Origin of the sequence: Vescimonas sanitatis, assembly GCF_049060325.1 — a bacterium.
GTDB classification, from domain to species: Bacteria; Bacillota; Clostridia; order Oscillospirales; family Oscillospiraceae; genus Vescimonas; species Vescimonas sanitatis.
Genome location: NZ_JBMGPW010000003.1, coordinates 33309 through 57323 on the forward strand (window position 1 = coordinate 33309; position 24015 = coordinate 57323).

22 protein-coding genes and 2 tRNA genes are annotated in these 24015 nt (G+C 63.4%); 6 read left to right on the forward strand and 18 right to left on the reverse strand.

All coding sequences use genetic code 11. From position 1 onward, the window contains the following. Positions 1–8: 8 nt before the first annotated feature. The 6 genes from ACOMDU_RS04875 to ACOMDU_RS04900 all read left to right on the forward strand — a co-directional run bounded on the left by ACOMDU_RS04875 (position 9) and on the right by ACOMDU_RS04900 (position 5145). Entirely contained in the window at positions 9–1433 is a 1425-nt protein-coding gene (locus tag ACOMDU_RS04875) for a sodium ion-translocating decarboxylase subunit beta (RefSeq protein ID WP_421129328.1), read from the forward strand. A 12-nt stretch (positions 1434–1445) separates the two neighbouring features. After that, the gene (locus ACOMDU_RS04880; protein ID WP_421129330.1) at positions 1446–2897 is read left to right on the forward strand and encodes an oxaloacetate decarboxylase subunit alpha; all 1452 of its coding nucleotides are present in this window, start codon (positions 1446–1448) and stop codon (positions 2895–2897) included. A gap of 147 nt (positions 2898–3044) precedes the next feature. Continuing rightward, positions 3045–3120: transfer RNA gene (locus tag ACOMDU_RS04885), tRNA-Lys, on the forward strand. A 43-nt stretch (positions 3121–3163) separates the two neighbouring features. Beyond that, a tRNA-Glu gene (locus ACOMDU_RS04890) sits at positions 3164–3238 on the forward strand. Between the two features lie 77 nt (positions 3239–3315). Further along, entirely contained in the window at positions 3316–4653 is a 1338-nt protein-coding gene (locus tag ACOMDU_RS04895; RefSeq protein ID WP_421129331.1) for an MATE family efflux transporter, read from the forward strand. Positions 4654–4722: 69 nt separating this feature from the next. Beyond that, complete coding sequence (locus ACOMDU_RS04900) at positions 4723–5145, forward strand: RrF2 family transcriptional regulator (protein WP_421129332.1); 423 nt, start codon at positions 4723–4725, stop codon at positions 5143–5145. A 62-nt stretch (positions 5146–5207) separates the two neighbouring features. On the opposite strand, the gene ACOMDU_RS04905 is transcribed toward ACOMDU_RS04900, so the two are convergent. The 18 genes from ACOMDU_RS04905 to ACOMDU_RS04990 form a co-directional block, all read right to left on the reverse strand. Continuing rightward, positions 5208–6215: a class B sortase gene (locus tag ACOMDU_RS04905; RefSeq protein WP_421129334.1), complete on the reverse strand. Its 1008-nt coding sequence runs from the start codon at positions 6213–6215 to the stop codon at positions 5208–5210. 127 nt (positions 6216–6342) lie between these two features. After that, positions 6343–7470: a peptidoglycan-binding domain-containing protein gene (locus ACOMDU_RS04910; RefSeq protein ID WP_421129336.1), complete on the reverse strand. Its 1128-nt coding sequence runs from the start codon at positions 7468–7470 to the stop codon at positions 6343–6345. 16 nt (positions 7471–7486) lie between these two features. Next, complete coding sequence (locus tag ACOMDU_RS04915) at positions 7487–9076, reverse strand: DUF859 family phage minor structural protein (protein ID WP_421129337.1); 1590 nt, start codon at positions 9074–9076, stop codon at positions 7487–7489. A gap of 4 nt (positions 9077–9080) precedes the next feature. After that, entirely contained in the window at positions 9081–9839 is a 759-nt protein-coding gene (locus ACOMDU_RS04920) for a hypothetical protein (RefSeq protein ID WP_421129339.1), read from the reverse strand. Further along, positions 9836–11557 (reverse strand): hypothetical protein, encoded by a 1722-nt coding sequence (locus ACOMDU_RS04925; RefSeq protein WP_421129341.1) that lies wholly within the window; start codon positions 11555–11557, stop codon positions 9836–9838. The genes ACOMDU_RS04920 and ACOMDU_RS04925 overlap by 4 nt, the downstream gene beginning before the upstream one ends. Before the next feature lie 15 nt (positions 11558–11572). After that, positions 11573–11932: a hypothetical protein gene (locus tag ACOMDU_RS04930; protein WP_421129343.1), complete on the reverse strand. Its 360-nt coding sequence runs from the start codon at positions 11930–11932 to the stop codon at positions 11573–11575. A 10-nt stretch (positions 11933–11942) separates the two neighbouring features. Continuing rightward, a complete protein-coding gene (locus ACOMDU_RS04935; protein WP_022136120.1) occupies positions 11943–12146 on the reverse strand; it encodes a hypothetical protein in 204 nt (67 codons plus the stop codon). A gap of 159 nt (positions 12147–12305) precedes the next feature. Further along, positions 12306–13520, reverse strand: a complete 1215-nt coding sequence (locus tag ACOMDU_RS04940) for a N4-gp56 family major capsid protein (protein ID WP_421129345.1) — start codon at positions 13518–13520, stop codon at positions 12306–12308. 15 nt (positions 13521–13535) lie between these two features. Further along, complete coding sequence (locus ACOMDU_RS04945; RefSeq protein WP_421129347.1) at positions 13536–14012, reverse strand: hypothetical protein; 477 nt, start codon at positions 14010–14012, stop codon at positions 13536–13538. A 24-nt stretch (positions 14013–14036) separates the two neighbouring features. After that, positions 14037–14315, reverse strand: a complete 279-nt coding sequence (locus tag ACOMDU_RS04950) for a ribosomal-processing cysteine protease Prp (protein WP_421129349.1) — start codon at positions 14313–14315, stop codon at positions 14037–14039. Further along, positions 14312–16141, reverse strand: a complete 1830-nt coding sequence (locus ACOMDU_RS04955) for a portal protein (RefSeq protein WP_421129350.1) — start codon at positions 16139–16141, stop codon at positions 14312–14314. The genes ACOMDU_RS04950 and ACOMDU_RS04955 overlap by 4 nt, the downstream gene beginning before the upstream one ends. A gap of 154 nt (positions 16142–16295) precedes the next feature. After that, positions 16296–17525 carry a hypothetical protein gene (locus ACOMDU_RS04960; RefSeq protein ID WP_421129351.1) on the reverse strand — a complete coding sequence of 410 codons (1230 nt, stop codon included), beginning with the start codon at positions 17523–17525 and terminating at the stop codon, positions 16296–16298. A 201-nt stretch (positions 17526–17726) separates the two neighbouring features. Beyond that, complete coding sequence (locus ACOMDU_RS04965; protein WP_421129352.1) at positions 17727–19055, reverse strand: terminase large subunit domain-containing protein; 1329 nt, start codon at positions 19053–19055, stop codon at positions 17727–17729. A gap of 33 nt (positions 19056–19088) precedes the next feature. Further along, a complete protein-coding gene (locus tag ACOMDU_RS04970; RefSeq protein WP_421129353.1) occupies positions 19089–19481 on the reverse strand; it encodes a hypothetical protein in 393 nt (130 codons plus the stop codon). Further along, positions 19474–19659 carry a hypothetical protein gene (locus tag ACOMDU_RS04975; RefSeq protein WP_022136128.1) on the reverse strand — a complete coding sequence of 62 codons (186 nt, stop codon included), beginning with the start codon at positions 19657–19659 and terminating at the stop codon, positions 19474–19476. Before ACOMDU_RS04975 ends, ACOMDU_RS04970 begins: the two co-directional genes overlap by 8 nt. Positions 19660–19985: 326 nt before the next feature. After that, positions 19986–20327, reverse strand: a complete 342-nt coding sequence (locus ACOMDU_RS04980; protein WP_421129354.1) for a histidine triad nucleotide-binding protein — start codon at positions 20325–20327, stop codon at positions 19986–19988. A 244-nt stretch (positions 20328–20571) separates the two neighbouring features. Next, positions 20572–23220: an alanine--tRNA ligase gene (gene alaS / locus ACOMDU_RS04985; protein ID WP_421129355.1), complete on the reverse strand. Its 2649-nt coding sequence runs from the start codon at positions 23218–23220 to the stop codon at positions 20572–20574. Between the two features lie 26 nt (positions 23221–23246). Beyond that, a complete protein-coding gene (locus ACOMDU_RS04990) occupies positions 23247–23903 on the reverse strand; it encodes a CatA-like O-acetyltransferase (RefSeq protein WP_421129356.1) in 657 nt (218 codons plus the stop codon). Between the last annotated feature and the right edge of the window lie 112 nt (positions 23904–24015).

A 24015-nucleotide genomic window follows, 5' to 3' on the forward strand; every position in this document is an offset into this window, starting at 1 on the left:
GACTGCACATGGAAGCTATTGCCAATTTCTTTGTAAGCACCGGCTTTTACCAGTTCTTCCAGGGCGACAACTGGAAGAGTGCCATTATGCTGGTCATTGCCGTTGTGCTGCTGTTTCTGGGTATCGTCAAGAAGTTTGAGCCGCTGCTGCTGGTACCCATCGCATTCGGTATGCTGGTGACGAACCTGCCCGGCGCGGAGATGTTCCACGAGATCCTGTTCGCCGGCGGACACGTCCACTGGGACCTGTTCGGCGGCGAGCCCATCACGGCACAGTTCCTCTCGGAAATGCTGGCAAACGGCGTATCTGCCGATATGCTCCAGCCTTACGCCGACTCCCTGATGACGGCGGCGCAGAGTACGTTCGACCCCGGTGTGCTCGATAACCTGATGGCACAGCTTGCCGCCAGCGGCTCCGAGGCCGTGGGCACGCTGTCCAACCAGCTGGACGCCCTGGTAACTGCCGAGCAGTACCTCGCCTCCTATGGCATGACCCTCAGTAATGTCACTGTCAGCGTCGGTCTGATCGATGTGCTGTACCTGGGTATCAAGCTGGGCATCTATCCCTGCCTTATTTTCATGGGCGTGGGCGCCATGACCGACTTTGGCCCCCTGATCGCCAACCCCAAGAGCCTGCTGCTGGGCGCTGCCGCCCAGCTGGGCATTTTCCTCACCTACGTTGGCTGCCGCCTGCTGGGCTTCACCGGCGCCGAGGCCTCCTCCGTGGGCATCATCGGCGGCGCGGACGGCCCCACGGCTATCTTCGTCACCGCCCTGCTGGCCCCGGCCCTGCTGGGCCCCATCGCCGTGTCGGCGTATTCCTACATGGCCCTGGTGCCCGTTATCCAGCCGCCCATTATGAAGGCGCTGACCACCAAGGAGGAGCGCCAGATCGTCATGAAGCCCCTGCGTGAGGTCAGCAAGAAGGAAAAGATCTTCTTCCCCATCGTGGTCACGGTGTTCGTGGCCCTGCTGGTCCCCTCCGCCGCACCGCTGATCGCCTGCCTGATGCTGGGCAACCTGGCCAAGGAGTGCGGTGTGCTGGATCGCCTCAGCAAGACCATGCAGAACGAGCTGATGAACATCGTCACCATCTTCCTGGGTATCAGCGTAGGCGCCACCGCTACCGGCGCTACCTTCCTCAGCCCCAAGACTCTGGCTATCATGGGCATGGGCGTGGTGGCCTTCGGCTTCGGCACCGCCGGCGGCGTCCTGCTGGCCAAGTTCATGAACCTGTTCCTCAAGGAGAAGATCAATCCCCTCATCGGCTCTGCCGGTGTGTCCGCCGTACCTATGGCCGCCCGTGTCAGCCAGAAGGTCGGCCAGGCGGAAAACCCCGGCAACTTCCTGCTGATGCACGCCATGGGCCCCAACGTGGCCGGCGTCATTGGCTCGGCCATCGCCGCGGGCGTGCTGATCTCCCTGTTCGGTTAATAGGAGGTAACTATGGAATTTCTGTCTAATAAGCCCCTGCTCATCACCGATACCATCCTCCGCGACGCGCACCAGTCCCAGGCGGCCACCCGCATGACCATCGAGGATATGCTGCCCGCACTGGAGCAGCTGGACACCATCGGCTACTACTCTCTGGAGTGCTGGGGCGGCGCCACCTTCGACGCCTGTATGCGCTTTTTGAACGAGGATCCGTGGGAGCGCCTGCGTACCATCCGCAAGCATGTGAAGAACACGAAGCTGCAAATGCTCTTCCGTGGCCAGAATATCTTGGGCTACAAGCACTATGCCGACGATGTGGTGGACGCCTTCTGCGCCAAGTCCATCGAAAACGGCATCGACATCATCCGTATTTTCGACGCGCTGAACGACGTGCGCAATCTGGAGCAGGCCATCAAGTCCACCAAGAAATACGGTGGACAGGTGGAGGCCACCCTCAGCTACACCATCTCCCCCATCCACAGCGAGGCCTACTTCGTCAAGCTGGCCAAGGAACTGGAGGACATGGGCGCTGACGCCATCTGCATCAAGGACATGGCCAACCTGCTGCTGCCCATGGAGGCCTATTCTCTGGTCAAGGCACTGAAGGAGACGGTCTCCGTCCCCATCCACCTGCATACCCACAACACCTCCGGCACCGGCGACATGACGCTGCTGATGGCGGCCTACGCCGGCGTGGACATTGTGGACACCGCTCTCTCCCCCATGGCCAACGGCACCAGCCAGCCCGCCACCGAATCTCTGGTGGCCACGCTGCAGGGCACCGTCCGTGACACCGGCCTGAGCCTGGAGAAGATGTCCCCCGTAGCCGCCCACTTCCGCAAGGTGGCCCAGCGCCTGCAGGATGCCGGTATCCTGGACCCCAAGGTCCTCCGCGTGGACACCAACACCCTGCTGTATCAGGTGCCCGGCGGCATGCTCTCCAACCTGATCTCCCAGCTGAAGCAGGCTGGCAAAGAGGATAAATACTATGACGTACTAGCAGAGATCCCCCGCGTCCGCAAGGACTTCGGCTATCCCCCGCTGGTAACGCCCTCCTCCCAGATCGTGGGCACCCAGGCCGTGATGAACGTCATCATGGGCGAGCGCTACAAGACGTTCCCCAAGGAGTCCCGCGCCATGCTCAAGGGTGAATACGGCAAGCTGCCCGGCGAGGTCAACGAGGAGGTCCGCACCAAGGCGGGCATCGCCCCTGAGGATGTCATCACCTGTCGTCCCGCCGATTTGCTGGAGCCGGAGCTGGAGAAGTACCGCGAGGAGTTCAAGAGTCTGGCCAAGTCCGACGAGGATGTGCTGAGCCTGGCGCTGTTCCCCCAGGTGGCGCCCAAGTTCATCGAAAAGCGTGACCACCCCGCTGCCGAGGCGCCCGCAGCTCCCGCGGCCGCCCCCGCCAAGCCCGCCGATGATAATGCCGTCCGCGAGCTGTATGTGGAGTGGAAAAACTGACAGTTCTTCTTTCCTTTCCCGCAGAGAGCCGGAAAAGCCCCCGCTTTTCCGGCTCTCTCCCTGATTTCAAAGAAATCCTGTTCTTTTCGCAAAAAAAGCTTGCAATATCGGTGCACATCGACTATAATAACACCGTTAACAGGATATGCACCTTTAGCTCAGTTGGTAGAGCACCTGACTCTTAATCAGGGTGTCCAGGGTTCGAGTCCCTGAAGGTGTACCAGTAATAGCGAATCACCGACCCGACCGCCGGTGATTTTCTATACGGCCCGTTGGTCAAGTGGTTAAGACAGAGGCCTCTCACGCCTTTAACATCGGTTCGAATCCGGTACGGGTCACCAAGTTCAAACTCCGCCTTCGGCGGGATGATTTAGCTCCATCTTTATGATGGAGCTACTTTTTTCGACAGGAGGTTTTTATGTCCAAGCTCATACGGCTGTCCGATCATTTCACGTATGGCAAGCTGCTGCGCTTCACGCTTCCCTCCATCTGCATGATGGTCTTCACGTCCATCTACGGCGTGGTGGATGGTCTGTTCGTCTCCAATTTCGTGGGCAAAACGCCCTTTGCCGCCGTAAACCTGGTCATGCCCTTCGTGATGATCCTGGGCGGCATGGGCTTCATGATCGGCACCGGCGGCACCGCCCTGGTGTCCAAGCTGCTGGGCGAGGGCAAGCAGGAGGAGGCCCACCGTACCTTCTCCATGCTGGTACTGTTCACACTGCTGTTGGGCGCAGTGCTGTCCGCCGTGGGCATCCTCACCATGCCCGCCGTGTCCCGTCTGCTGGGCGCGTCTGATGCCATGATGGCCGACTGCATTCTCTATGGCCGCATCGTCACCGGCTTCACCTTCGCCTTCATGCTGCAAAATGTGTTCCAGAGCTTCTTCATCGCCGCCGAAAAGCCCCGCCTGGGCCTTTTCGTCACCGTGGCCGCCGGCATCACCAACATGGTGCTGGACGCGCTCTTCATCGCCGTTTTCGACTGGGGTGTGGCCGGCGCGGCCATCGCCACCGGTCTGAGCCAGTGTGTGGGCGGCGTACTGCCCCTGATCTACTTCCTGCGGCCCAACACCAGCCTGCTGCGCCTGCGGCCCGCCGCACTGCGTCTGCGCCCCATCCTCCAGTCCTGCGGCAACGGCTCCTCCGAGCTGATGAGCAACATCTCCTCCTCCCTGGTGGGTATGCTCTACAATTTCCAGCTCATGCGCCTGATCGGCGAGGACGGCGTCTCCGCCTACGGCGTTCTGATGTACGTCCAGTTCATCTTCGTAGCCATCTTCATCGGCTACTCCATCGGCAGCGCGCCGGTGGTCAGCTTCCACTACGGCGCGCAGCACCACAGTGAGCTGAAAAATCTCCTGCGGAAAAGCGCCCTGCTGATGGCCATCGGCGGCGTGACCCTGACGGTCCTGGCCCGTGTGCTGGCCGCCCCCTTGTCCCGGCTGTTTGTGGGCTACGATGCCAGCCTCTACGCTCTGACCACCCATGCCTTCCGGCTGTTCTGCTGGTCGTTCCTACTGGCAGGCTTCAACATCTTTGCCTCCGGCTTCTTCACCGCCCTGAACAACGGTGCCGTCTCCGCCGCCATCTCCTTCCTGCGGACGCTGGTGTTCCAGGCCGGCTCCGTTGTCGTCCTACCCATACTTCTGGGCGTGGACGGTATCTGGTGGGCCATCACCGCCGCTGAGATCTTTGCCTTTATCATCTCCGGCGTCTTTCTGGTGCTCAAGCGGAATACGTACCACTATATGTGAGCGTTTTCCCCTTGCAATCGCATAAACATAGTGCTATACTATGTTTACTAACACAAGGGAGGTCTTCCCATGCTCGTATCTACCAAAGGCCGTTACGCCCTCCGGGTCATGCTGGAGCTGGCTCAGGACGACAGCGCCGCCTATCTCCCCCTGCCCGCCATTGCCGAACGGCAGGGCATCTCTGAAAAATATCTGGAGAGCATCATCTCCGTGCTGTCCAAGGCCGGCCTGGTGGACGGCCTTCGTGGCAAGGGCGGCGGCTACCGCCTGAACCGCCCCGCCGCCGACTACTCTGTGGGCCAGATCCTCCGCCTCACCGAGGGTTCTCTGGCCCCCGTCACCTGCCTTGAGGGCGACGAAAACACCTGCCCCCGCGCCGGTCACTGCACCACGCTCCCCATGTGGGAAAAGCTGGACACCATCATCAACGACTATCTGGACAGTGTCTCCCTGGCCGATCTGCTGACGCAGACCGACGGCGGCGCCCTCTGAAAGCATACCGAAAAACCTCCCGGACCACACAGTCCGGGAGGTTTTTGTTTTTCAGGTCCGACTCAGCCCTTGTGCTCCGTCTTGGCCGTATCCGTCTTGCTGGCAGTGTCGGTCTTATTGGCGGCAGCATCCTCCACCGCAGAGACATTCGCGGCAGCGGCCGCGGCGTCTGCCGCTGCCTTGTCCTGGATACGGTCCGCCGGGATACCGGCAGCCTCGGCCTCACCGCGGGTCATGGTGATGGGCGCGGCGGAGTCCTCCACCAGCTTTGCCATCAGCAGATAGCGGTGATGATCGTCGCCGTTCTTGCACACGGACAGCACCACCACCTTGTCGCCCGCCTGGGGCAGGTTGGTCTTGTCCACGTTCACGCAGCCCTCGGCACTGTAAAAGGCGTTCTGGTTGGTGTCGCTCTTGTACTTAGGATCGCTGGCCGCCTTGCCCAGCGCCTCAAAGAATGCGTTAAACACCTTCTCGTCCTTGAAGTCGTGGTAGTACAGGATGTGGCTGGTATCATAGGGGATGCATGCGAAGAACTTATAGGTCAGCTGACGGCCCGGCTGATAGATGTACATCACGGCGTTGTCGTCGAACTTCAGCGTCTCACCGTAGCTCTGCAAACCGCCGAACATGGTCCGGTTGGCCATGTTGTGGCCGTAGATCACCGTCATGGGGTCGCTGAGGTCAGACTTGTTGTAGTACGCCTGGATGTACAGCGAGCCGGCCTTGTTGGTCTTGCCGTCCAAATCGCGCTGCAGGTAGTAATCGTCGTCATACCCGGTGCTGCTCTTAGTGGACTTGGGACTCTGCGCCAGATAGTGGCCCTTGCTGATGGCGCACTGGGTGGCGTTGGGGATCTGGATGAACCCGAACACGTCCGGGTACTTCTTCTCATCGAAGCTGACGCCGTCCGGCAGCTGGATGGGCTCCGGCTCCACGATGACCTCATCCTTGGGGTCCGGTTCCGGTTCCTTCTGCTCGCCGCAGCCCACCAGCACGGCAGAGCCCAGCGTCAGCAGCGCCATCACAAGCGCCATTCGGCGTAAAAAGTGCTTCTTCATCTTCTCCATTGCTGCTCCTTCCCGCGGCTCCTCTCTTCCTCTCGAGCCGCTGCGGCGTGTCCGCCGCGTCGCAATATACTTTGATATGATACCATACAGCGTCCCTGATTGCAAGCACTTTTCCTCTATCCGCCCCTTATGCCAGCGTCATGCCGTACTGCCCCAGCAGCTTCTCAAGCCGCTGCCGCTGCGCCGGTGTCATGCGGGCCGTATACTGCGCCGCCAGCGCCTGGGCCAGATCGCCGTTGCCCCGCTTCAGATAGTTCCCCACGGCCCGCTGCAGGCTCTCCGCCGCCGTAGAGCTCAGGCTCTCGCTCCTGCTGCCGGTATCTCCACTATCTGTAAGACGGACGCCGGAGGCGGAAAGTTTCCTCTCCTGCTCCGCTTTGTCGGAAAAATGTGCCAGCAGCGCCTGATACAGTCTCTGATCCCGGCTGCCCGCGTCCTCATACGCCGCCTGAGCCGCCTCCAGCTGCTTCTGCCAGTCGCCACGCGCCTCCTGCCAGCGGTCATAGTCCGCCTTTTCCTGCGCGTCCAGCATACTGTACTGGTTCTGCAAAGCCTTGCCCTCCTGCTGATACTCCGCCAGCGCCGCCTGCCGCAGCTCCGGCACCATCGCTGCCAGTTCCTGCAAATAGCCGTTGTACGCCTGCTGCCCCGCGCTCTGGGCGTAGCTGGAGGCATACCCGCCAGTCAGGGCCGCCGCCTTGCCCAGCGTGTCCTCCATGGCCGCCGCGCCGCGGGCGGCATACAGTCTGGCATACCGCTGGTACGACTCGTCCTCCTCCGGATCGTAGTCAAAGGCCTCCCGCCCCGCGATCTGGTCATACAGCGCCTGCAAACGCTCCTCGAACCGGGACCGGTACGCCTCCGGCTCCAACGCCGCCACGCTGTCCCGGTAGGCCTGCGCCGCCGTCACCTCGTCCGATGGCGTATAGCCCCTCTCCAGCTCCTGCAGACGCCGCGCCGTGCCCGCCGTGACCTCCGCCCTGGGTGCCGCCGCCTCTGCTGCCGCAGCAGCCTGCGCCGCCTGCTCCGCCGCCGTAGGCGCGGACAGCAGGCTCCCCCACGTCTCGTCGCCGGCAATGCCGTCCACCATCGTCAGTCCGTTCTTCTTCTGATAGTCCCGTACCGCGGCTCTCGTCTTCTTGCCGAAGATACCATCCTGGTCCAGACTATACCCCCGCTTGTTCAATTCATTCTGCAGCTGCCGCACCGCGCTGCCCTGTGAACCGTATGCCACCATCGTATACGTCGATGCCATGCCTCTCTCCTCCTCGTCATGTCGTGCGCCGCCAGCCATACACGCCGGCGATGCCTGTCTCCACGCTCTCCCACGCTGCGCCTGCCGGTGTCTCCGGCGCCGCAGGGCTGTCTGTCAGGCGCACGCTGCCCACCGGGAACAGCATCGCCTCCACTGTCTGTCCGTTCACCGTCAGTGCGCCGGATACCGCCACATCCCCATAAAACACCGCCGGCCACACGCACTCCAGCGCCTCCTGCTCCGCATATTTGCCGAAGGCCGCGCCCATTCCGCCGGCGCGCAGATGCAGCGTCACCCGGCTGGTGGCCGCCGTATACCGCACCACCCGCACGTTGCCCACCGTGTCCTCCGCGCTCAGCTCCACCTCATAGGAGGTCCCGCCGTCCAGCCCGCCGCCCAGCAGCTGCTCTGCCCCCGGCAGCAATGTCACATAGCCGTTCCATGCGCCGCCCACGGGCCGGAAGCGCGCCCGCAGGACCACCGTATTGTGCCCCTGCACATCGGCGCACTGTGCCGCGCACTTTACCTTCAGATACGCCCCGTCGTCCTTCTCTGTGCCGTCCGCGGCGCACCGCGCCGCCATGGACGCCGTGATGGCCGGCGGATAGTACGCCGCCACCGTCACCGCCTCGCCTGTCACGGTCACTGACCGTCCCCGGCTGTCCGTCACCGTGACCGTGGGCCGCAGCGTCCCGCTGATACCGATGACCGCCGTCGTCCCGGTCGTGCCGGTCAGCTCCTGCCCCGCAAAGCGGAACTGCACCGACCGCACGGACGCGCCGCCCTGTGCCGCCGCCGTCGCCGCGTACCGTATCCGGCTGATGCCCTGCACACACAGCCCCCAGCTCTCCGCTGCCGTACCGTCGTTTACCACCTCCGTGGTCAGCGCCGCCGTGGGCCGCATGGTCTCCGGCACATACGCCGTGAACGCCGCGCTCAGACTCCCCACCGGCGTACCGCCGCTGTACACCTTCACCGTCACCGTCCCGGTGCCGTGCGTCGTCTCCGGCAGCTCCCCGGCCAGCGACTCCGGCACCGTCCACTGATACACCACGCGCCCCGCGCTGCTGCTCACCGTCCGCAGCGCGCCGCCGCTCAGCGTTCCGGAGGCCGACCCCAGTGCGTAGCTGAACGTAAAGCTGTACCCATACCCGGGCCGCGTCAGTGTCAGCGTCCCTGTCTGTCCGATCACCGCATCTCCCGCCGTCAGCGAGAAATCTCCAATGTCCTCCACGCGCTCCACCGGCAGCGCATAGCCGTAACTGTCGTCTCTGGCAGACCCGGAGCCGCTGTACAGCCGTATCCCCAGCGGCGCGGTGCCCACCGCCCCCGCCGCTGTTACCCAGCCGCTGTCGTACTCGATCGCGCTGCTCCACCGGCTGGGCGATGCCGCCTTCAGCGTATGCCCGCTGCACACACTTCCGCCGTCCACCGTCACCGACAGATAGATAGGGTACCCAAAATACGATGCCCCTGTCAGCGGCGCCACCGTCACATAGATCCTGTACTGCATCACGCTGCCGCTGCGTCGGCTGTCATAGCCGAAGCTGACGCCGATCTTCGGCACGCCGCCCCACTGGATGCTGTCCAACGCCGTATAGCTCACACACTCACCCTCCGATCCACCGGAAGGCCAGTCCGCCCTCCGCCGCCTCCATGCTCCACTGTCCTACATCGATACCGCCCAGCACCGTAATGTTCGTGATGTACAGCCGGTTGTTGGACACATAGGCCACCTCCGTGGCATCCTGCCAGAAGGACAGCCGCGTGGCGGTGAACACCGCGCGAAAGTTGTTCTGCTCCACCACCTTTTCGCCGTCCACCTCTCTGCACGTCAGGTCCTGTCCCACAGCCACGCCGTACACCGGCGCGGCCCCGTCGTAGTACACGATACCCGTGCGGATATACCCCTCCGTGTCCAGCTTATAGTGTGCAAAGGCCGCGTCCACCTTCTCCACGTTGGCCTGCAGGTCAGAGAAAAAGCTGTAATACTGCGTCACCGCCTCCGGTGCCGCCTCCAGCTGGGCGCTGAGCTTCGCCACATAGCTGCCGAAGTCCGAGCTCGCCACATACTCCTCCTCCAGCTTCGCCGTCAATGCCGCCGTGGTCTTCTGTACCTGGTCCGCCGTCTTCAGGATCATGCTCCGCAGCGTCTCATACTGCCCGTCCGCCGTCTCCGATGCCGCCGGGCCCAAGCGCCCGTTGGCCTGCCGCCGGGCGGAGGCCTCCCCTACCCCGCCGCCCAGCGCCTCCAGCTGTCCCAGCGCCAGGTTGAGCTGCTGGGCCATCTGCACCAGATACGCATACTGCTGCGTCACCTGCTCCTGCACCGATCCCGCCGGTGCCATCGGCAGGGCAAGCACGCTCATGGCCCGTCACTTCCCTTCTCATACACCGCTGCCGCGCTGTACACCCGGCACGGTCCGTCCCCGGCCAGCTTCAGCCGCAGGTGTCCGCACCGCCGGGGCCGCACCTGCAGCACCGCGCCGCGGGTCTGCCCCGCCTCGCCGGATACACCGCCCACCTGTTCCCAGACGTTGTCCCCGTCATAGCAGACGTACGCCTTCACCGTGCTCCCGGCCGCCGCCTTCAGCCGCAGCTCCAGCCGCGAGAGATACTTGTGCTCCGGCGTGTACAGTCCCAGGTCGCCGCTTTCGGCGCTCCAGGAGAACCCCGTCTCCGCCGTTCCCAATGTACCGCTTGTATCCAGCAGCCGTCCGTCGCTGCACAGTACTGTCATCTCCCCGTTCCACCGGGCAAAGGCCACCGCCGCCGTATTGTCCTGTCGGTGCCACAGCCGCTTCTGCGTGTCGTACACCAGCAGCTCCGTCTCTCCCGCCGCGTCCACGGCGGACAGCCAGTACCGGCCGCTTTCCCCGCCGGCCACGCCGCCGGTATACCGCTTGTCGCCCAGCGCCCGGGATACGCACACCGGCATACTTCCGTCAAAGGCGTACACCCCGTCGTTCCCCAGATAGTACACCACACCGTCCGCCACGGCCACGGTCCTCTCCGCACCCTTCCGCACGCCGCTGCACGGCACCGTCACGATCTGGTGCCCGCCGCCCGCCGCCGGATAGATGCGCTCCATGCAGCTCTCCTTGAAGAACACCACGCCGCCCATGCAGGCCGCCGCCCCGGTAAAGGGTCCGTCCGAGCCTCTGGCGGCGGCGTAGCTGTCGGTGCTCAGCCCCGCAAAGCTGTTCCAGTTGCGGAAATCTCCCAGCGCGCAGGCGTATATCTCGTTCACCGCCTGACCGTCCACGATGCCGTACTTGCACCCCCACAGCCGGTTGCCCTGCTCCACCACAAAGTCCATCTCCGGCATCAGCCGCATCACCGTCACCGCCGCCGTCTGACTGTCCAGTGTCCGGCACAGCGCCGGCACCAGCACCCAGTCGTCCTCCGCCGCCTGCAATACGTGCAGGCCGTTCAGCTCCGCCGCGCCGCAGCCTGCCACCGTCACGCCGTCCCCGGCGCGGAAGCCCAGTCCCACGCCCACGGCGGTGATCTTTGTGTACACCTCCGTCAGCGCCGTCCATGTGCTGCCGTCATACCGCCGCATCACGCTCTCCGATCGCTCCGTGTCCAGCCACAGATCCCCCGTCCGGGGCTCCTGGGGCGCCTCCGTGCCCGCCGCGTAGCTGCCCAGGCTCTCCCCCGTCCCGTCGCACAGGGTGAACGTCACCTCTCCCGTGGTGGTCCGCACATTCTCCATGCTCCCGAAATCCGTCAGGTCCTGGGTATTGATGTACTTCTTGTCCGGAAAGATCAGCAGATACGCCCCCATGCTCACCAGCTGCTTCCGGCTGTCCGTCAGCACCAACCCCGTTTTCGCGCCGTTCACATACAGCGCCGTGCCGTCCACCCAGAACAATCCGTCCTTCTCCGCCATGCCGTTGGGCTTTTCCAGCTGCGTCACCGTCCGCCGCAGTGGCCGCGTCTCCAGCGCCGGATACCCGCTGCTCCACAGGTTCTCCATCTGCTCCAGGCTCCCCGCGCCGCTGCCCGGACGGCGGTCCAGTCCCCCGAACTGCTCTACGCCTGCCCGCTGCTGCGCCGCCGCCTTCAGCTTGGGAAAATACATCTCCGCCGCCCCCTTTCAGCACAGCCGCAGCGCCGACGCGCCGCCCTCCGGCACCGCCGTCCTGGCCCGGTAGTCCCGATAGGTCAGAAACGCGTTGTTCCACAGACCCGCCGCGCTGTTGTACCGCGCCGTCTCCCCGTTGGCATAGTGCACCTGCGCCTCCACATAGTGCCGGTACAGCTCGTCAAAGGGCGGCTCCGCCGTCAGCTCCGTCTCCTCGGTCAGCACCGGCAGTTCCCCCGTCTCCCGGCACAGCTCCCGCCGCACAAAGCCCTCCGCCTGGGCCAGCCACCGCAGCTTCTCCGCGCGCGCATACCCATTGGGCAGCAGCGCGTCCACCCGGTCCAGCACCTGCTTTGCCGTCGTCCTTGCCATGGCCGCCACCTCAGGAAGCTCTCTCGTCCACATAGCGCCGGGCCGCCTCCGCCATCATGGCGGCGTTTTCCAGCACCTCCGCCACGCACACCGGCACACGCACCTCCACGCCGCGCATGATCTTCCAGCTGCGTCCGTTGACAGACACGATGACAAAATTCTCCTCCTGCTTTCTGCCTCTGGGCAGCAGCACCGTTGTCATTTTCTCCTTCATCTCGCCCTTCTCCTTTCCTCATGTAAGACCTCGCCCCGCCGTCCGCCCGCGTTCCCCAGGGGGCGGTGGCCTCGGCGTCCCGTCAGCGCGGCGTGGCCGCGCTGACGGCGGCATTTCCCGCAGGGGCGGACGACCCGTCCGCCCCTGCTTCACGCTCCCTCAGTTCGCCTTATCTTCGTCCGAATAGCTGCTGCCGCACTCCACGCGCACCATGTACTCGTCGTACAGGATAGCCGCGGCGTGTACGCCCTTCCAGCCCACGCTGGAGCGCTGGTCCAGCGGGTCGGCGGTGCCGGAGCTGCCGCGGGGCTTCACGATGACCTCCGTGCCCTCGCTCAGGTCCACCACGCCATAGGCGCCCTTGCCCAGGAACAGGCAGCCGTACACGGCGCAGCCCTGCTTGCCGCCCTCACCGGGGTAGATGACCTCCTTGTCGCCCACGGTGACGGTCTTGTCCAGCACCAGCTTCGCGTCGGTGTTGCTCACCACCCGGCAGCGGGTGCCGCCCAGCACCACATAGCGGCCCGCCAGCGCGCCGGCGGCCACGGTGCCGCCGTTGAAGGTCACGTCGGTGCTGGCCATAACGTTGCCGTTCACCTTCAGCGTGCGGCTGTCGGCGGCCAGATCCTCGCCGCGATAGATCTTCGCCTCCGTGGTCTCCACGAAGCGCACGCCGTGCAGCTCACCGATCTCGCCGGAGAAAAGCTCCGTAGCCCCGGCATACTGGTGGGCGGCGATCCACGCCTCGTCCTGGCGCAGGTCAAAGGCCACGCTGGGGTGGATGATGCACACATACTTGCCGTCAAAGGTGGGCGCGTTCATCTTCTTCAGCTGGGTCGCCGCCTTGGCCACCAGCTCGCTGGTCATGCGGCAGTCCTTGTCCAGCGTCATGCGGCTGGTCACGTCGGTCTTGGTGCCGTCGCTGCCGATCTTGGGCGCGTAGATCACCTGCTTGCCCTGCTGGATCTCGTTTCGGGTCACCGTGTCCAGCGTCAGGCCCATGTTGCTGCCGTGGCGGTCGGTGATCTCCAGCACCACGTCGTCGATGGCCGTCAGATCCAGCATATCCGACACGGTGGTGTAGTCGCCGTACTGCGCCAGCTCCTTGGTGATGTAGCTGACGGAGATACCGCTGCCGTCGGGCGTCACGCCCTCGGTCAGGGGCTTCAGCGCCTTGTCAAAGGCGCCGAACTTACGCCACTCCACGGTCTTGCCGCCGCCGGCAGGCAGGCCCTTCGTGGCCGCGAACTGGTTGTGCACCAGCTGCGGCTTGGCGTTCTCCAGCAGCTCCATGCCGTAGTAGGTCTTCATCTCCGCGCTCAGGCCCGCCGTGGTCTGGGTGTTCTCCGCAAACATCTGCAAATTCATCTCCATGTTTTCTCTCCCTTTCTAAAATCTGATCTTCTCTCCATCCTGTACTCTCTTCCGTATCGCCGCCAGCTCCGCACCGCTGAGCCCCCTCGGGTCCCAGCGGCTGACGCTTCTGCGCCGTCCGCCGTTCTCCGCCACGCGGCTGCCGCCGCTGGCGATGGCCTGGGCCATCTGCTGCCGCGCCCGGATCACCGCGAATTCCATCGCGGCCTGCAGCTGCGCCTCCTGCTCCCGCTGCCGCGCCGTCTCCGCCGCGGCCGCCATCTCCCGCAGCCTCTCGTTCTCCTGCCGCAGTCCCCGCAGCCGTCCGTCCAGTATCCGCCGCACCCGTGCGTCGAATTCCCCCTTGTATCGGCCGCGTATCAGCGTCTCGAAGTCCTCTTCCCCGCCGGGTACCCCCTGTTCCCCGTCAGGTACCTGCTGCTCCCCGGCGTCGGGAGCCATTCCGCCCGTCTCCTCCGCAGTCTCCTGCGCCGTCTTTTCCCGCTCGTCCATCCGAACTCTCCTCCCCGTGGTAGGTCACGACCCGATCTCCACCCTGTCAGGGTATTGCTGCGCCAGCAGCGCCAGCCCGCACCGCACCAACGCGAACTCCCGGGCACAGTCCCCTGTCCCCGCGATCTCCGCGTATCCCGGCGCGCTTTGGAACCGTTCCAGCCGCCCTGTCTCCCGCAATCTCCCCGCCAGCGCGTACACCAGCGCGGACGCCGCCGCGCATACGATGTCCTTCCCGTACTCGCCGTACCCGGCGTGGCCCCGCACCGTAAGGTGCGCGCCGCCGCAGCTGGCCCGTATCATCTGGGCCGTACCGCCTGCCGCGTGGCCTGCCGCTGCCGTGTCACCGCGTCGCTGCTCCGGCGCACCGCCGCTTTTCCGCCGCTGCTCTCCCGCTTCTCCAGCTCTCGCTCCAGCGCCTCCGCCAGATGGGTCCCCTGGCTCTTGTCCAGCAGCGTCACCGCCCGCCGCAGCGCCTCCGTCAGCCACGCCTTCTGGTCCGTCTCCTTCTGTCCCTGCCGGATGACCTCCGCCAGCGTGTCCTTGCTGCGGAACTGCATCAGCTCCAGGCACCGCAGCGCCTGCTCCGCCATATCGCTGCGGAAGAACCCCATCTGGAACAGCTGCAGGGCCAGCTGGTTGTACTCCATGGTCTGGTACGGCGTCTCGTCCTGTGCCATCACCTCCAGATCGAACTCCGGCACGCGATAGCCCCCGGTCAGCAGCGCCCTGGGCCGCAGGCCCCCGTTGCCGTAGGCGACGAACGCCCCGCCGTCCCGGCCCAGCAGCCGGAACTGCCGCGGCACGTCGTAAAACTGCCGGATCAGCTCAATGCACAGCGTCACCACCTGTGAAAACGCCTCATACCCGTCGTCGATCATGTTCCGCGACAGCTTGCCGCCCGCCTCCTGCAAAGCCGCAATAGCCGTGGCCGCCGTCACGCCGCCGGCGGTGCCGCCGCTCATCACGTCCCGGTTGCCCGCCGTCTCCTTCATCTCCGCGATCTTGTTCTGCAGCACCGCCACATACACGCTGTCCAGCGCCGGCACCCGGATCGGTGCGATGGAGTCCGCACCCAGGTTCCCGTTGGTGTGCACGAAGGGCCTCGTCCAGTCGGCATACTCGTTCTCGTTCACCGCGCCGTCCGCCCGGATGAAAAACCGCGGCGTCGCCGCCGCCAGCGTGTTTTTCAGAATAGCCTGGTTCATCAGGTCGATCTGCTTCTGCGCCGACTTGCACAGATCCACATACCCATACCCGCAGGGCGTCCCCTCCTCGGGAAACAGCGTATCGAACACGAACGGGTACTTCCCGTGGTCGTACCAGCCCCGCGCCGCCATCTCCGGGTCGTTCTCCGTGGCATACAGCACATTCTCCCCCACGAACTTGCAGTACTGCAGCACCTGCCGCCCCTCACGCTCCGTGTGGTAGTACCAGTCCACCACCAGCGACTGCTCCGACGTGTCCACCTTGTCGTCGAACAGATACCGGCTCACCTGCGCGCCGCCGCGCCCCAGCTTCCCCTCCAGCTCCGGCCATCTCCGCACCAGATGGTTGTTGGGCACCAGCTCCGTGCAGAAAAAGTGCTCCGACTCCTGTATGTCCGTGACCCCCGGCTCCCAAAACAGGTTCAGCACGTCCATGCTGCGGATGCTCACGTCTCCCAGCCCGTGCAGCTTTTCGTTGTCCCAGAACACGCCGTACACGGCGCACCCGGACTTCAGCTTGTCCCACCATGCCTTGGAATACGTCCGCCTGAACCGGTCGTTTTTCAGCAGCACCGGCAGGATACGGCTCAGCGTCTCTGCCTCCTGCCGGTCTCCCGGCTCCCGGGGCAGCACCGTCGGCTCCGGATAGCAGTCCATGGCGTCCGCGTGCTTGCTGAGGATGCAGTTCACCAGCCAGCCGCTGGCCGGCCGCACGTCCTCCGGATTGCCGCCCTCGCCCGCCTTCTCCATCTGCTCCCAGTGCCGCAGCTTCCAGAACTGCTCGTTGTCGATGATGCGCCTGTCCAGATTTTGCTTGCCCGCGCGATAGCGCCGCAGCACCTCCGCCGCGGCCCGTACCGCCTCCGCCCCGATCTTCACCGGAGCACCGGCGTCCCGCGCGGTCCTTGTCTCCTGCTCCATCCGAGCACCTCCCTTTCATGTTCTGTCCCTGCCCCCGTCCAGCCCGAAAGTTGCCCGCAAACGTGCAACGCCCCCAAATTTTTTGTCCCAGCCTTCCCACCAAAAAAAGCGCAAAAAAAAGAAAGCCCTTACGGGCTTTCTTTTTTATTTGCTCTTAGTGACGCTTTTTAGCGGTCCACGCCATGCCGGTCACGGACAGCACTGCCGTCACCGCGTAGATACCCACACCCGCGTCAAAGGTCTTGGGAGAACCCTTGGTGGTGGTATCGGGGGTGGTGGTGCTGGGGGAATAGTAGTAATAGGAGGTGGGCTTGGTGTAGGTCACATTGCTTTCCTTGCTGTACTTAGTGCCATTGATGGTCACTTCGCCCTTGACCACGGTCAGCGTATCGCCGCCGTTCATGCTGTTTACCGCGCTCTCGATGTTCGCAGCGCCGACGTAGTAGACGCCCTTGAGAGAGGCTACTGCCGTGCCCTCGGTAGCATAGGCGCTGACGTCATCAGCGAAAACGCCGCCGGAAATACCAGCAGTTCCTGTGTACAGCACATCGCCATTCTCTCCCTTATAAGTGACCTCAAGCATTTTCTGCCTATCCGCCGCGCGTTCAAACGTACCGTTTTTGATTGTCAGCTCGCCTACGGCTACGTTCTCTGCATATTTTGCCGTGAACAGCACCGCATCCGCAGAGGACAGCGCCTTAAAAGAGCCGCCGTTGATGGTTGTCTTATGCCAGTTCATAACAACGAACTGGGATGTATTAGAGAAATCACCGCCGTTGATGGTCAGCACACCCGCTTCATCGTTCTTGATTGCATTTAAGCCGCCGCTGAATGTGCCGCCATTGATGATCAGGGTAGATGCACTCGTTCCCCCATTGCGGATCATGCTGGAAAAGTGGCCCACATTTGTCACTCTAACGCCTTCATTGATGGTCATCGTAGCGCCATTATCGCTCAAAATGGTATAAAAGCTGTTTTCTCCTGCACTACCCTTATTGTTTTCAGGATCTTCCTTACTGCGGGTATATGTACCACCGTTCAGTGTCGCCGTACCGTTGTTCACGATAGCAGCGCGCTGATGGGTCACATTGTCCACAGTGCCGGTGCCGGTGATGGTCAGAGTACCGTTATTGGTGATGGTATGCTGGCCATCCGTATTGGTCAGCGTGTGGCCATTCAGATTCAGCGTGACATCCTTGCCCGCAGCGATAGTAATGCTGGCAGTGATGTTAGCGCCCAGCTTGATGGTGGTCACGCTGCTGTCATTCAAAGCCTGTTCCAATTCCTCTTTGCTATTCACCGTTGCTTCGCCGCCTGCCCAGACGGTAGCGGTGAGTCCCAGCGCCATGACCAGCGCCAAAATGGTTGCCAATATCTTTTTCATTTTCCTTACCCCGGGTTTTTTAGATTTCCGCAGGGTGCTTCGTTTTAACAAGCTTAAAACGCCAAAGCAGGAGTACTCCTGCGGATAATCAGATTATAGCACAGCTGCATAATTTGTCCAGCCTTTTTATGGAAATTTTACACATTTTCGTCGTCTGCGGAATTTGGACCGGGGGAGGGGCGCAGCCCCTCCCCCGGTTTCTCACGGCTCCCGCCGTATCTCCGTCCTCTCCCGGGGCGCGATGGGCCGCATCATGCAGAAATACCGGCTCTCGTCCGCCGCGTGGTCCTCCTGTCCCGTGTCCACATCCTCCGGCGCCGTGGTGCTGTACGACAGCCCCGGTACCGTCCGTATGAACGCCCGGCAGTTTTCGAACACATACAGCATGGGGTACCCCTCCCCGTCAAAGCTCATCCGGTAGTGCAGCTGCATCCACCCCGGTATCCGCCGGTTGTCCCCCTTCTCAAAGAACAGCCGGTGCTTCAGCGCCGTCTCATAGATGCTCTCGCCCCGGCTGGCGTCCCAGATGGCCGGGTCCGCCACCCCCCGTATGGTCCGTCCCCGCAGATATGGGTGCTCGTCCTCCATCCGCCGTATCTCCGCAAACTGCCGCTCCGGTGTCCACAGCACGCCCTCGTCCGGCGTTCCCGTGCAGCCGTACAGCTCCAATATCCGGTACACGCACCCGTCGAAGTCCACCGCCCACCAGCCGCAGGAAAAGGGCTTGGCGTAACCGAAGTCGTAGCTTCTGTACACGTTCCACTCCCGCGGGATGTCAAAGGGCTGGATCACGTGCGTCCACCGCCGGTCCGCGTAGTGCGCCGGGTCGTCCGTGAACTCCTGGAACACCTGTCCCGCCAGCACGTCCCACCGCCCCTCCAGCCACGCCGCCCGCAGCTTCGGCGGCAGCGCCTCCAGCTGCCGTATATACTCCGGCTGCCGCGCCAGCAGCGCCCCGTTGTCCGTCACCCGCGCCGGTATGAACGCGTACTCGCCCCCGTTCTCCCCCGGCTCATACCGCCGGTCGATAAACAGCCGCTTGATATACCCATGCCCCGGCCCGCCCGGGTTGCACGTGTAGTAAATGCGCTTGGGAAATCCGTTCACGCCGCGCACGCACGCCGCCAGCTTCCGCATCCACTGCTCCTTCAGCTGCGTGGCCTCGTCGAAAAAGATCACGTCGTACTCCGCGCCCTGATAGCGATCCGCGTCCCGGTCGCAGGCGCAGTATCCGAACTGCAATACGCTCCCGTTCCCGAACACGAACCGTCTCTCCTCCGCCCGGTATACGGCCGTACCCGCCAGCTCCAGCCGCAGCGTCTCCAAATGGTTTGCCTCGATCTCCGGCATGGTCCGCCGCACCAGCAGCATCCGTATCCCCGGATACCGCTGCGCCAGCAGCTTGGCCTTGCACCGCACCGCCCAGCTTTTCCCGCCGCCCCGTGCCCCGCCGAAAGCGACGTACTTCTTTTTGCACCGCAGAAATTCGTCCTGCTTTGCGTTCGGCGTCCCGATGTATATATCCTCCATGTTCTCTCCCCCTTGTCTCTCTTCTCTCCGTGCTTACTCGCTCAGCTCCCGTACCCCCTCTCCCATCAGCACCTGCACCGTCTGCGCCGCGGTCCCGCCGCCCAGCTCCTTCTCCAGCCCCGCCAGCGTCTGCAATATCCCCGCCAGCTCCTTCAGCTCCTTGGTGCACGCCTCACCTTTTTCCGCCTCCTCGGCCGCCCGCTTCGCGCCCCGCATCAGCGCCCGCGTCATTTCCAGCAGGCAATCCCTGCTCTCCGCCCTGCGCCGTCTCTCGTTCCGGCACCCGCTGACCCAGTTCTCCTTCCGCGCGTGCCGCCCCACGCTCTGCACCGAAACGCCGTATTCCTTCGCCAGCTGCATATAGGTATATCCGCCCGCCTCGTACTTCTCCCGCAGTTCCTCCCAGGGTGCCGCCGTCTTATGCATCCGCCTCACCTCCGACCACCTCATACGCCGCCAGTATCTGCGCCGCGAAATCTGCCAGGCAGCCCCTGCACACGTTCTCACCGCTGATCCGGTAGTATCGCTCTCCCCGCCGCAGCTCTCCGCCGCACAGGTCGCACTGTCCGCACACCGCGTCCGTCCCGTTCTTTCTGTACTTCATATCCGTACCCCCTTATCAAGATCGTCTATACCCCATTCCCCGGAAAGCAAAAAAGTTGCCCGCAAACGGGCAACACCCCCAAAATTTTCCCCCAGCCTTCCCCTTAAGGGCACGTCCTCCTAAGCCTTCCCCCTGGGGTTCGCGGTGTTGAATGACAGGCCGGTGGTCTGTCAGATCCGCGAACCGACCGACCCGCAGGGAGACAGGTGCCCCCACAGGGGGCGGATAAGGTGTAGCCGCGCAGCGGCGTAAAACGCCCCCGTCCCGCCCCGCCCCGCCGCACAGAAAAAAGGGCCGGCACCCGCCGACCCTTTTTCTGTTCTCCTTTAGCCCGGAGGCCAGGTCATATCCCGCCCCGCCAGCACATGGAAGTGCAGGTGCTTCACGGTCTGTCCCGCCTGATCGCCGCAGTTGTTGACGATTCGGTAGCTCTCCACGCCCAGCTCCCTGCAGATCTTGGCGATGACCTCGAAGCAGTGGGCCACCACACCGCTGTTGTCCGCCGTGATGGCATTGGCGCAGCAGATATGTGCCTTGGGCACCACCAAAAAGTGTACCGGTGCCTGCGGCTCGATATCATAAAAGGCATAGCATTGTTCGTCCTCATACACCTTTTTGCTGGGGATCTCTCCGTCAATAATGGCGCAGAACAGGCAATCGTTCTTCATGGTCGCATCTCCTTTCGGATATAATATAGTATAGTGGTCGTTCAACCTGCCGGAAAAAGTCTGTCATTGCGAGCCAGTGTTCACACTGGCTCGGCAATCCGTCTCCAAAATGCACAGCTCTTACATTTTGCAGATTTCAGCTAAAAGAATACGGATTCCCACGTCGCTTCGCGCCGCGAAGCAAGTGCCCTTGGGGTACTCCTCGGAATGATGGGAACGACTTTTCCGGTAGTCTTGCGCGTTCTTACTTCAGCTTTTCTGCCACGAAATCGTCCACGGCCGCCAGCGCGTCGTCCACCTTCAGCAGATCGGTGCCGCCGCCCATGGCGCTGTCCGGCTTACCGCCGCCCTTGCCGCCGCACACGGCGGACACGGTTTTAACCAGATCGCCAGCCTTCACGCCCCGCGCCACGGCCTCCTTGCCGCACACCGCCAGGAACGTGACCTTCTCGCCCACGATGCTGGCCAGCACGCCTACCACATGGGGATCCTTGTCCCGCAGGAAGTCGCCCATCAGCCGCAGGGCGTTTGCGTCCAGACCCTGACGGGTGCCGGTGATGACGTGCAGCCCGTCCACGGTCTTGGCGGAGGCCAGAATCTGCTTGGCCTCGCCCATGGACGCCTCGCTCTTGAATTTCTCCAACGCCTGCCGCAGAGCCTTCATCTCGCTGGCCTGCTGCTCCAGACGCTCCATCAGCGTCTCCGGCGCGGACTTGAAGAACTGGGACGCCCGGTTCAGCAGCCCGCGGCTGCGGCGCATGTCCTCCATGGTGACCTTTCCGGTGGTGGCCTCGATGCGGCGCACACCGGAAGCCACACTGCTCTCGCTCTTGATGCGGAAGGGGCCGGCCTTAGCGGTGTTGTCCAGATGAGTGCCGCCGCACAGCTCCATGGAGAAGTCACCCATGGTCACCACCCGCACGGTCTGACCATATTTTTCGCCGAAGGTAGCCACCGCACCCCGCGCCTTAGCCTCGGCGATGGGCAGTTCTTCGGTGGTAATGAGCAGCCCGGACAGAATAGCGTCGTTGACCAGATCCTCCACCTCATCCAGCTGCTGGGGCGTGATGCCCTCGAAGTGGGTGAAGTCGAAGCGCAGACGATCCGGCTCCACCAGAGAGCCAGCCTGATGCACATGGTCGCCCAGCACCTTCACCAGCGCCGCGTCCAGCAGATGGGTGGCACTGTGGGCCCGGCGGATAGCGGCGCGGCGGTCGGTGTCGATGGACGCCGTCACACTGTCGCCCACGGCCACGCTGCCGCTGAGCAGCTTGCCGTAGTGCATGAACTTGCCGCCCTTGTTCTTCTGTACGTCACTGACCACGAACTCCATGCCGTCGCCGGTGATCACGCCGTGGTCGGCCACCTGACCGCCCATTTCGGCGTAGAAGGGGGTCTTGTCCAGCACCAGGATGGCCTCCATACCGGACACGATCTCGTCCACCAGCTCGCCCTCGGCCACGATACCCAGCACCTTCGCGCCGTTCACCGTGTCGCGGTCATAGCCCACGAACTCTGTGGCCGGCATGTCCTTGCCGAACTCCACGCCGGCCCAGCCCAGATCGCCCAGCGCCTTGCGGGCTTCGCGGGCACGCTCCTTCTGCTGGGTCATCAGGGACTGGAAGGCATCCTCGTCCACAGTCATGCCCTCCTCGGCGGCCATCTCGGCCGTCAGGTCGATGGGGAAGCCGAAGGTGTCGTACAGCTTAAAGGCGTCAGCGCCGGAGAACACCGTCTCGCCCTTCTCCTTGTGGGAAGCCAGCATCTCGTTGTAGATGCGGATGCCGCCGTCAATGGTGCGGGCAAAGTTCTCCTCCTCGGTGCGGATGACCTTGGTGATGTAGCTCTGCTTTTCCTTCAGGTCGGGGTACTGCCCCTCGTTCTCGTGTACCACGGTGTCCACCACCTTGTACAGGAACGGCTCGTTGACGCCCAGCAGCTTGCCGTGGCGTGCAGCGCGGCGCAGCAGACGGCGCAGCACATAGCCGCGTCCCTCGTTGCTGGGCAGGATGCCGTCGCAGATCATAAACGTGGCAGACCGGATGTGATCGGTGATGACCCGCAGGCTCACATCCCGTTTGTAGCTCTCGCCGTAGTGGGCGCCGGTCAGCTCGCTGACCTTGTGGGTGATGTTCATCACCGTGTCCACATCGAACAGGCTGGCCACGTTCTGGCACACACAGGCCAGGCGCTCCAGACCCATGCCGGTGTCGATGTTCTTCTGCTTCAGCTCGGTGTAGTTGTTGTGGCCGTCGTTGTCGAACTGGGAGAACACGTTGTTCCATATCTCGATATAGCGGTCGCAGTCGCAGCCCACGGTGCAGCCGGGCTTGCCGCAGCCGTACTCCGGTCCGCGGTCATAATAGATCTCGGAGCAGGGGCCGCAGGGGCCGGAGCCGTGCTCCCAGAAGTTGTCCTCCTTGCCGAAGCGGAAGATCCTGTCCTCGGGAATGCCGATCTCATCCCGCCAGATGGCGAAGGCCTCGTCGTCGCTCTCATACACGGAGGGATACAGCCGGTCGGCCTCCAGCCCCACCCACTCAGGGGAGGTCAGGAACTCCCAGCTCCACGCGATGGCCTCGTGCTTGAAGTAATCGCCAAAGGAGAAGTTGCCCAGCATCTCGAAATAGGTGCCGTGGCGGGCGGTCTTGCCCACATTGTCGATGTCACCGGTACGGATGCACTTCTGACAGGTGCAGACGCGGCGGCAGGGCGGCTCCTCCTCGCCCTTGAACCAGGGCTTCATGGGGGTCATGCCGGCGTTGATCAGCAGGATAGATTTGTCGTTCTGGGGCACCAGCGAAAAGCTGGGCAGACGCAGGTGGCCTTTCGTTTCAAAGAACTTCAGGAACAGCTCCCGCAGCTCGTTCAGGCCGTGATAGGGATGGCTCATAGTCGTTGTCTCCTTTACAATGTATACTAAAATTCTTTTTCGCTCTCGTTCCATTGGCGGGTCATATCCGCCAGTTCTTTCTCCAGGTTCAGGAAGAACCGGGAGATATGCAGCCCGTCCGCCAGGGCGTGGTTCACGAACAGCGACACCGGCAGTGTCGTCCGCCCGTTGACGGTCACATATTTGCCCCAGCTGATGCGGGGATTGCTGTCGTCCGGGCTCTCCGCCGGGTGCTGCAGCTGCGAGTAGTGTACCCACGGCACGCTGGAGACAAAGAAGAAGCTCCTCACGTCGCCGTCCTCGGTGAGCGTGCCCCGCTCCAGCACCTCTTTCTGGCGGCGCTGCCCCTCGGCCACGAACTCCTCATAGGCAAGATTGCCCTCCACCGTGGCGTAGACGTACACGCCGTCCGGCTTCATGGCGGTGTAGGACGGCGGGCACCAGTCGTACTCCACCACCGTGCCGTCCTCCGCCAGCCTGCGCCGCAGCTGGGGCACGGCATTGGCCGCCCGCACCACCGCATACAGCATGCTCAGGAAAAACGGTCGCTCGCCCCGGGCGGCCATCATGTCGGTGATGTCCATCTCTACCGTCAGCCCGGCAAAGGGGAACGTCATCCCCCGGAAGTAGGCAAACTGCCCGCAGCGGGGATCCTCCTCCATATTGATAATGGTATAGTGCATCTCCCACCTCCTGCAACGAAAAACGCCCCTGTTTGCCATAGCAAACAGGGGCGAAAATCACTTCCGCGGTACCACCCTGATTTGGCGGCGAGCCGCCCTCTCAGTGCCCTGT

What these genes read in the sequence shown, in the direction of transcription:
- ACOMDU_RS04875 (WP_421129328.1), top strand. Translation starts at nt 9, where the DNA reads ATGGAAGCTATTGCCAATTTCTTTGTAAGCACCGGCTTTTACCAGTTC.
- ACOMDU_RS04880 (WP_421129330.1), top strand. Translation starts at nt 1,446, where the DNA reads ATGGAATTTCTGTCTAATAAGCCCCTGCTCATCACCGATACCATCCTC.
- ACOMDU_RS04895 (WP_421129331.1), top strand. Translation starts at nt 3,316, where the DNA reads ATGTCCAAGCTCATACGGCTGTCCGATCATTTCACGTATGGCAAGCTG.
- ACOMDU_RS04900 (WP_421129332.1), top strand. Translation starts at nt 4,723, where the DNA reads ATGCTCGTATCTACCAAAGGCCGTTACGCCCTCCGGGTCATGCTGGAG.
- ACOMDU_RS04905 (WP_421129334.1), bottom strand. Translation starts at nt 6,215, where the DNA reads ATGGAGAAGATGAAGAAGCACTTTTTACGCCGAATGGCGCTTGTGATG.
- ACOMDU_RS04910 (WP_421129336.1), bottom strand. Translation starts at nt 7,470, where the DNA reads ATGGCATCGACGTATACGATGGTGGCATACGGTTCACAGGGCAGCGCG.
- ACOMDU_RS04920 (WP_421129339.1), bottom strand. Translation starts at nt 9,839, where the DNA reads ATGAGCGTGCTTGCCCTGCCGATGGCACCGGCGGGATCGGTGCAGGAG.
- ACOMDU_RS04925 (WP_421129341.1), bottom strand. Translation starts at nt 11,557, where the DNA reads ATGTATTTTCCCAAGCTGAAGGCGGCGGCGCAGCAGCGGGCAGGCGTA.
- ACOMDU_RS04930 (WP_421129343.1), bottom strand. Translation starts at nt 11,932, where the DNA reads ATGGCAAGGACGACGGCAAAGCAGGTGCTGGACCGGGTGGACGCGCTG.
- ACOMDU_RS04935 (WP_022136120.1), bottom strand. Translation starts at nt 12,146, where the DNA reads ATGAAGGAGAAAATGACAACGGTGCTGCTGCCCAGAGGCAGAAAGCAG.
- ACOMDU_RS04940 (WP_421129345.1), bottom strand. Translation starts at nt 13,520, where the DNA reads ATGGAGATGAATTTGCAGATGTTTGCGGAGAACACCCAGACCACGGCG.
- ACOMDU_RS04945 (WP_421129347.1), bottom strand. Translation starts at nt 14,012, where the DNA reads ATGGACGAGCGGGAAAAGACGGCGCAGGAGACTGCGGAGGAGACGGGC.
- ACOMDU_RS04950 (WP_421129349.1), bottom strand. Translation starts at nt 14,315, where the DNA reads ATGATACGGGCCAGCTGCGGCGGCGCGCACCTTACGGTGCGGGGCCAC.
- ACOMDU_RS04955 (WP_421129350.1), bottom strand. Translation starts at nt 16,141, where the DNA reads ATGGAGCAGGAGACAAGGACCGCGCGGGACGCCGGTGCTCCGGTGAAG.
- ACOMDU_RS04960 (WP_421129351.1), bottom strand. Translation starts at nt 17,525, where the DNA reads ATGAAAAAGATATTGGCAACCATTTTGGCGCTGGTCATGGCGCTGGGA.
- ACOMDU_RS04965 (WP_421129352.1), bottom strand. Translation starts at nt 19,055, where the DNA reads ATGGAGGATATATACATCGGGACGCCGAACGCAAAGCAGGACGAATTT.
- ACOMDU_RS04970 (WP_421129353.1), bottom strand. Translation starts at nt 19,481, where the DNA reads ATGCATAAGACGGCGGCACCCTGGGAGGAACTGCGGGAGAAGTACGAG.
- ACOMDU_RS04975 (WP_022136128.1), bottom strand. Translation starts at nt 19,659, where the DNA reads ATGAAGTACAGAAAGAACGGGACGGACGCGGTGTGCGGACAGTGCGAC.
- ACOMDU_RS04980 (WP_421129354.1), bottom strand. Translation starts at nt 20,327, where the DNA reads ATGAAGAACGATTGCCTGTTCTGCGCCATTATTGACGGAGAGATCCCC.
- alaS (WP_421129355.1), bottom strand. Translation starts at nt 23,220, where the DNA reads ATGAGCCATCCCTATCACGGCCTGAACGAGCTGCGGGAGCTGTTCCTG.
- ACOMDU_RS04990 (WP_421129356.1), bottom strand. Translation starts at nt 23,903, where the DNA reads ATGCACTATACCATTATCAATATGGAGGAGGATCCCCGCTGCGGGCAG.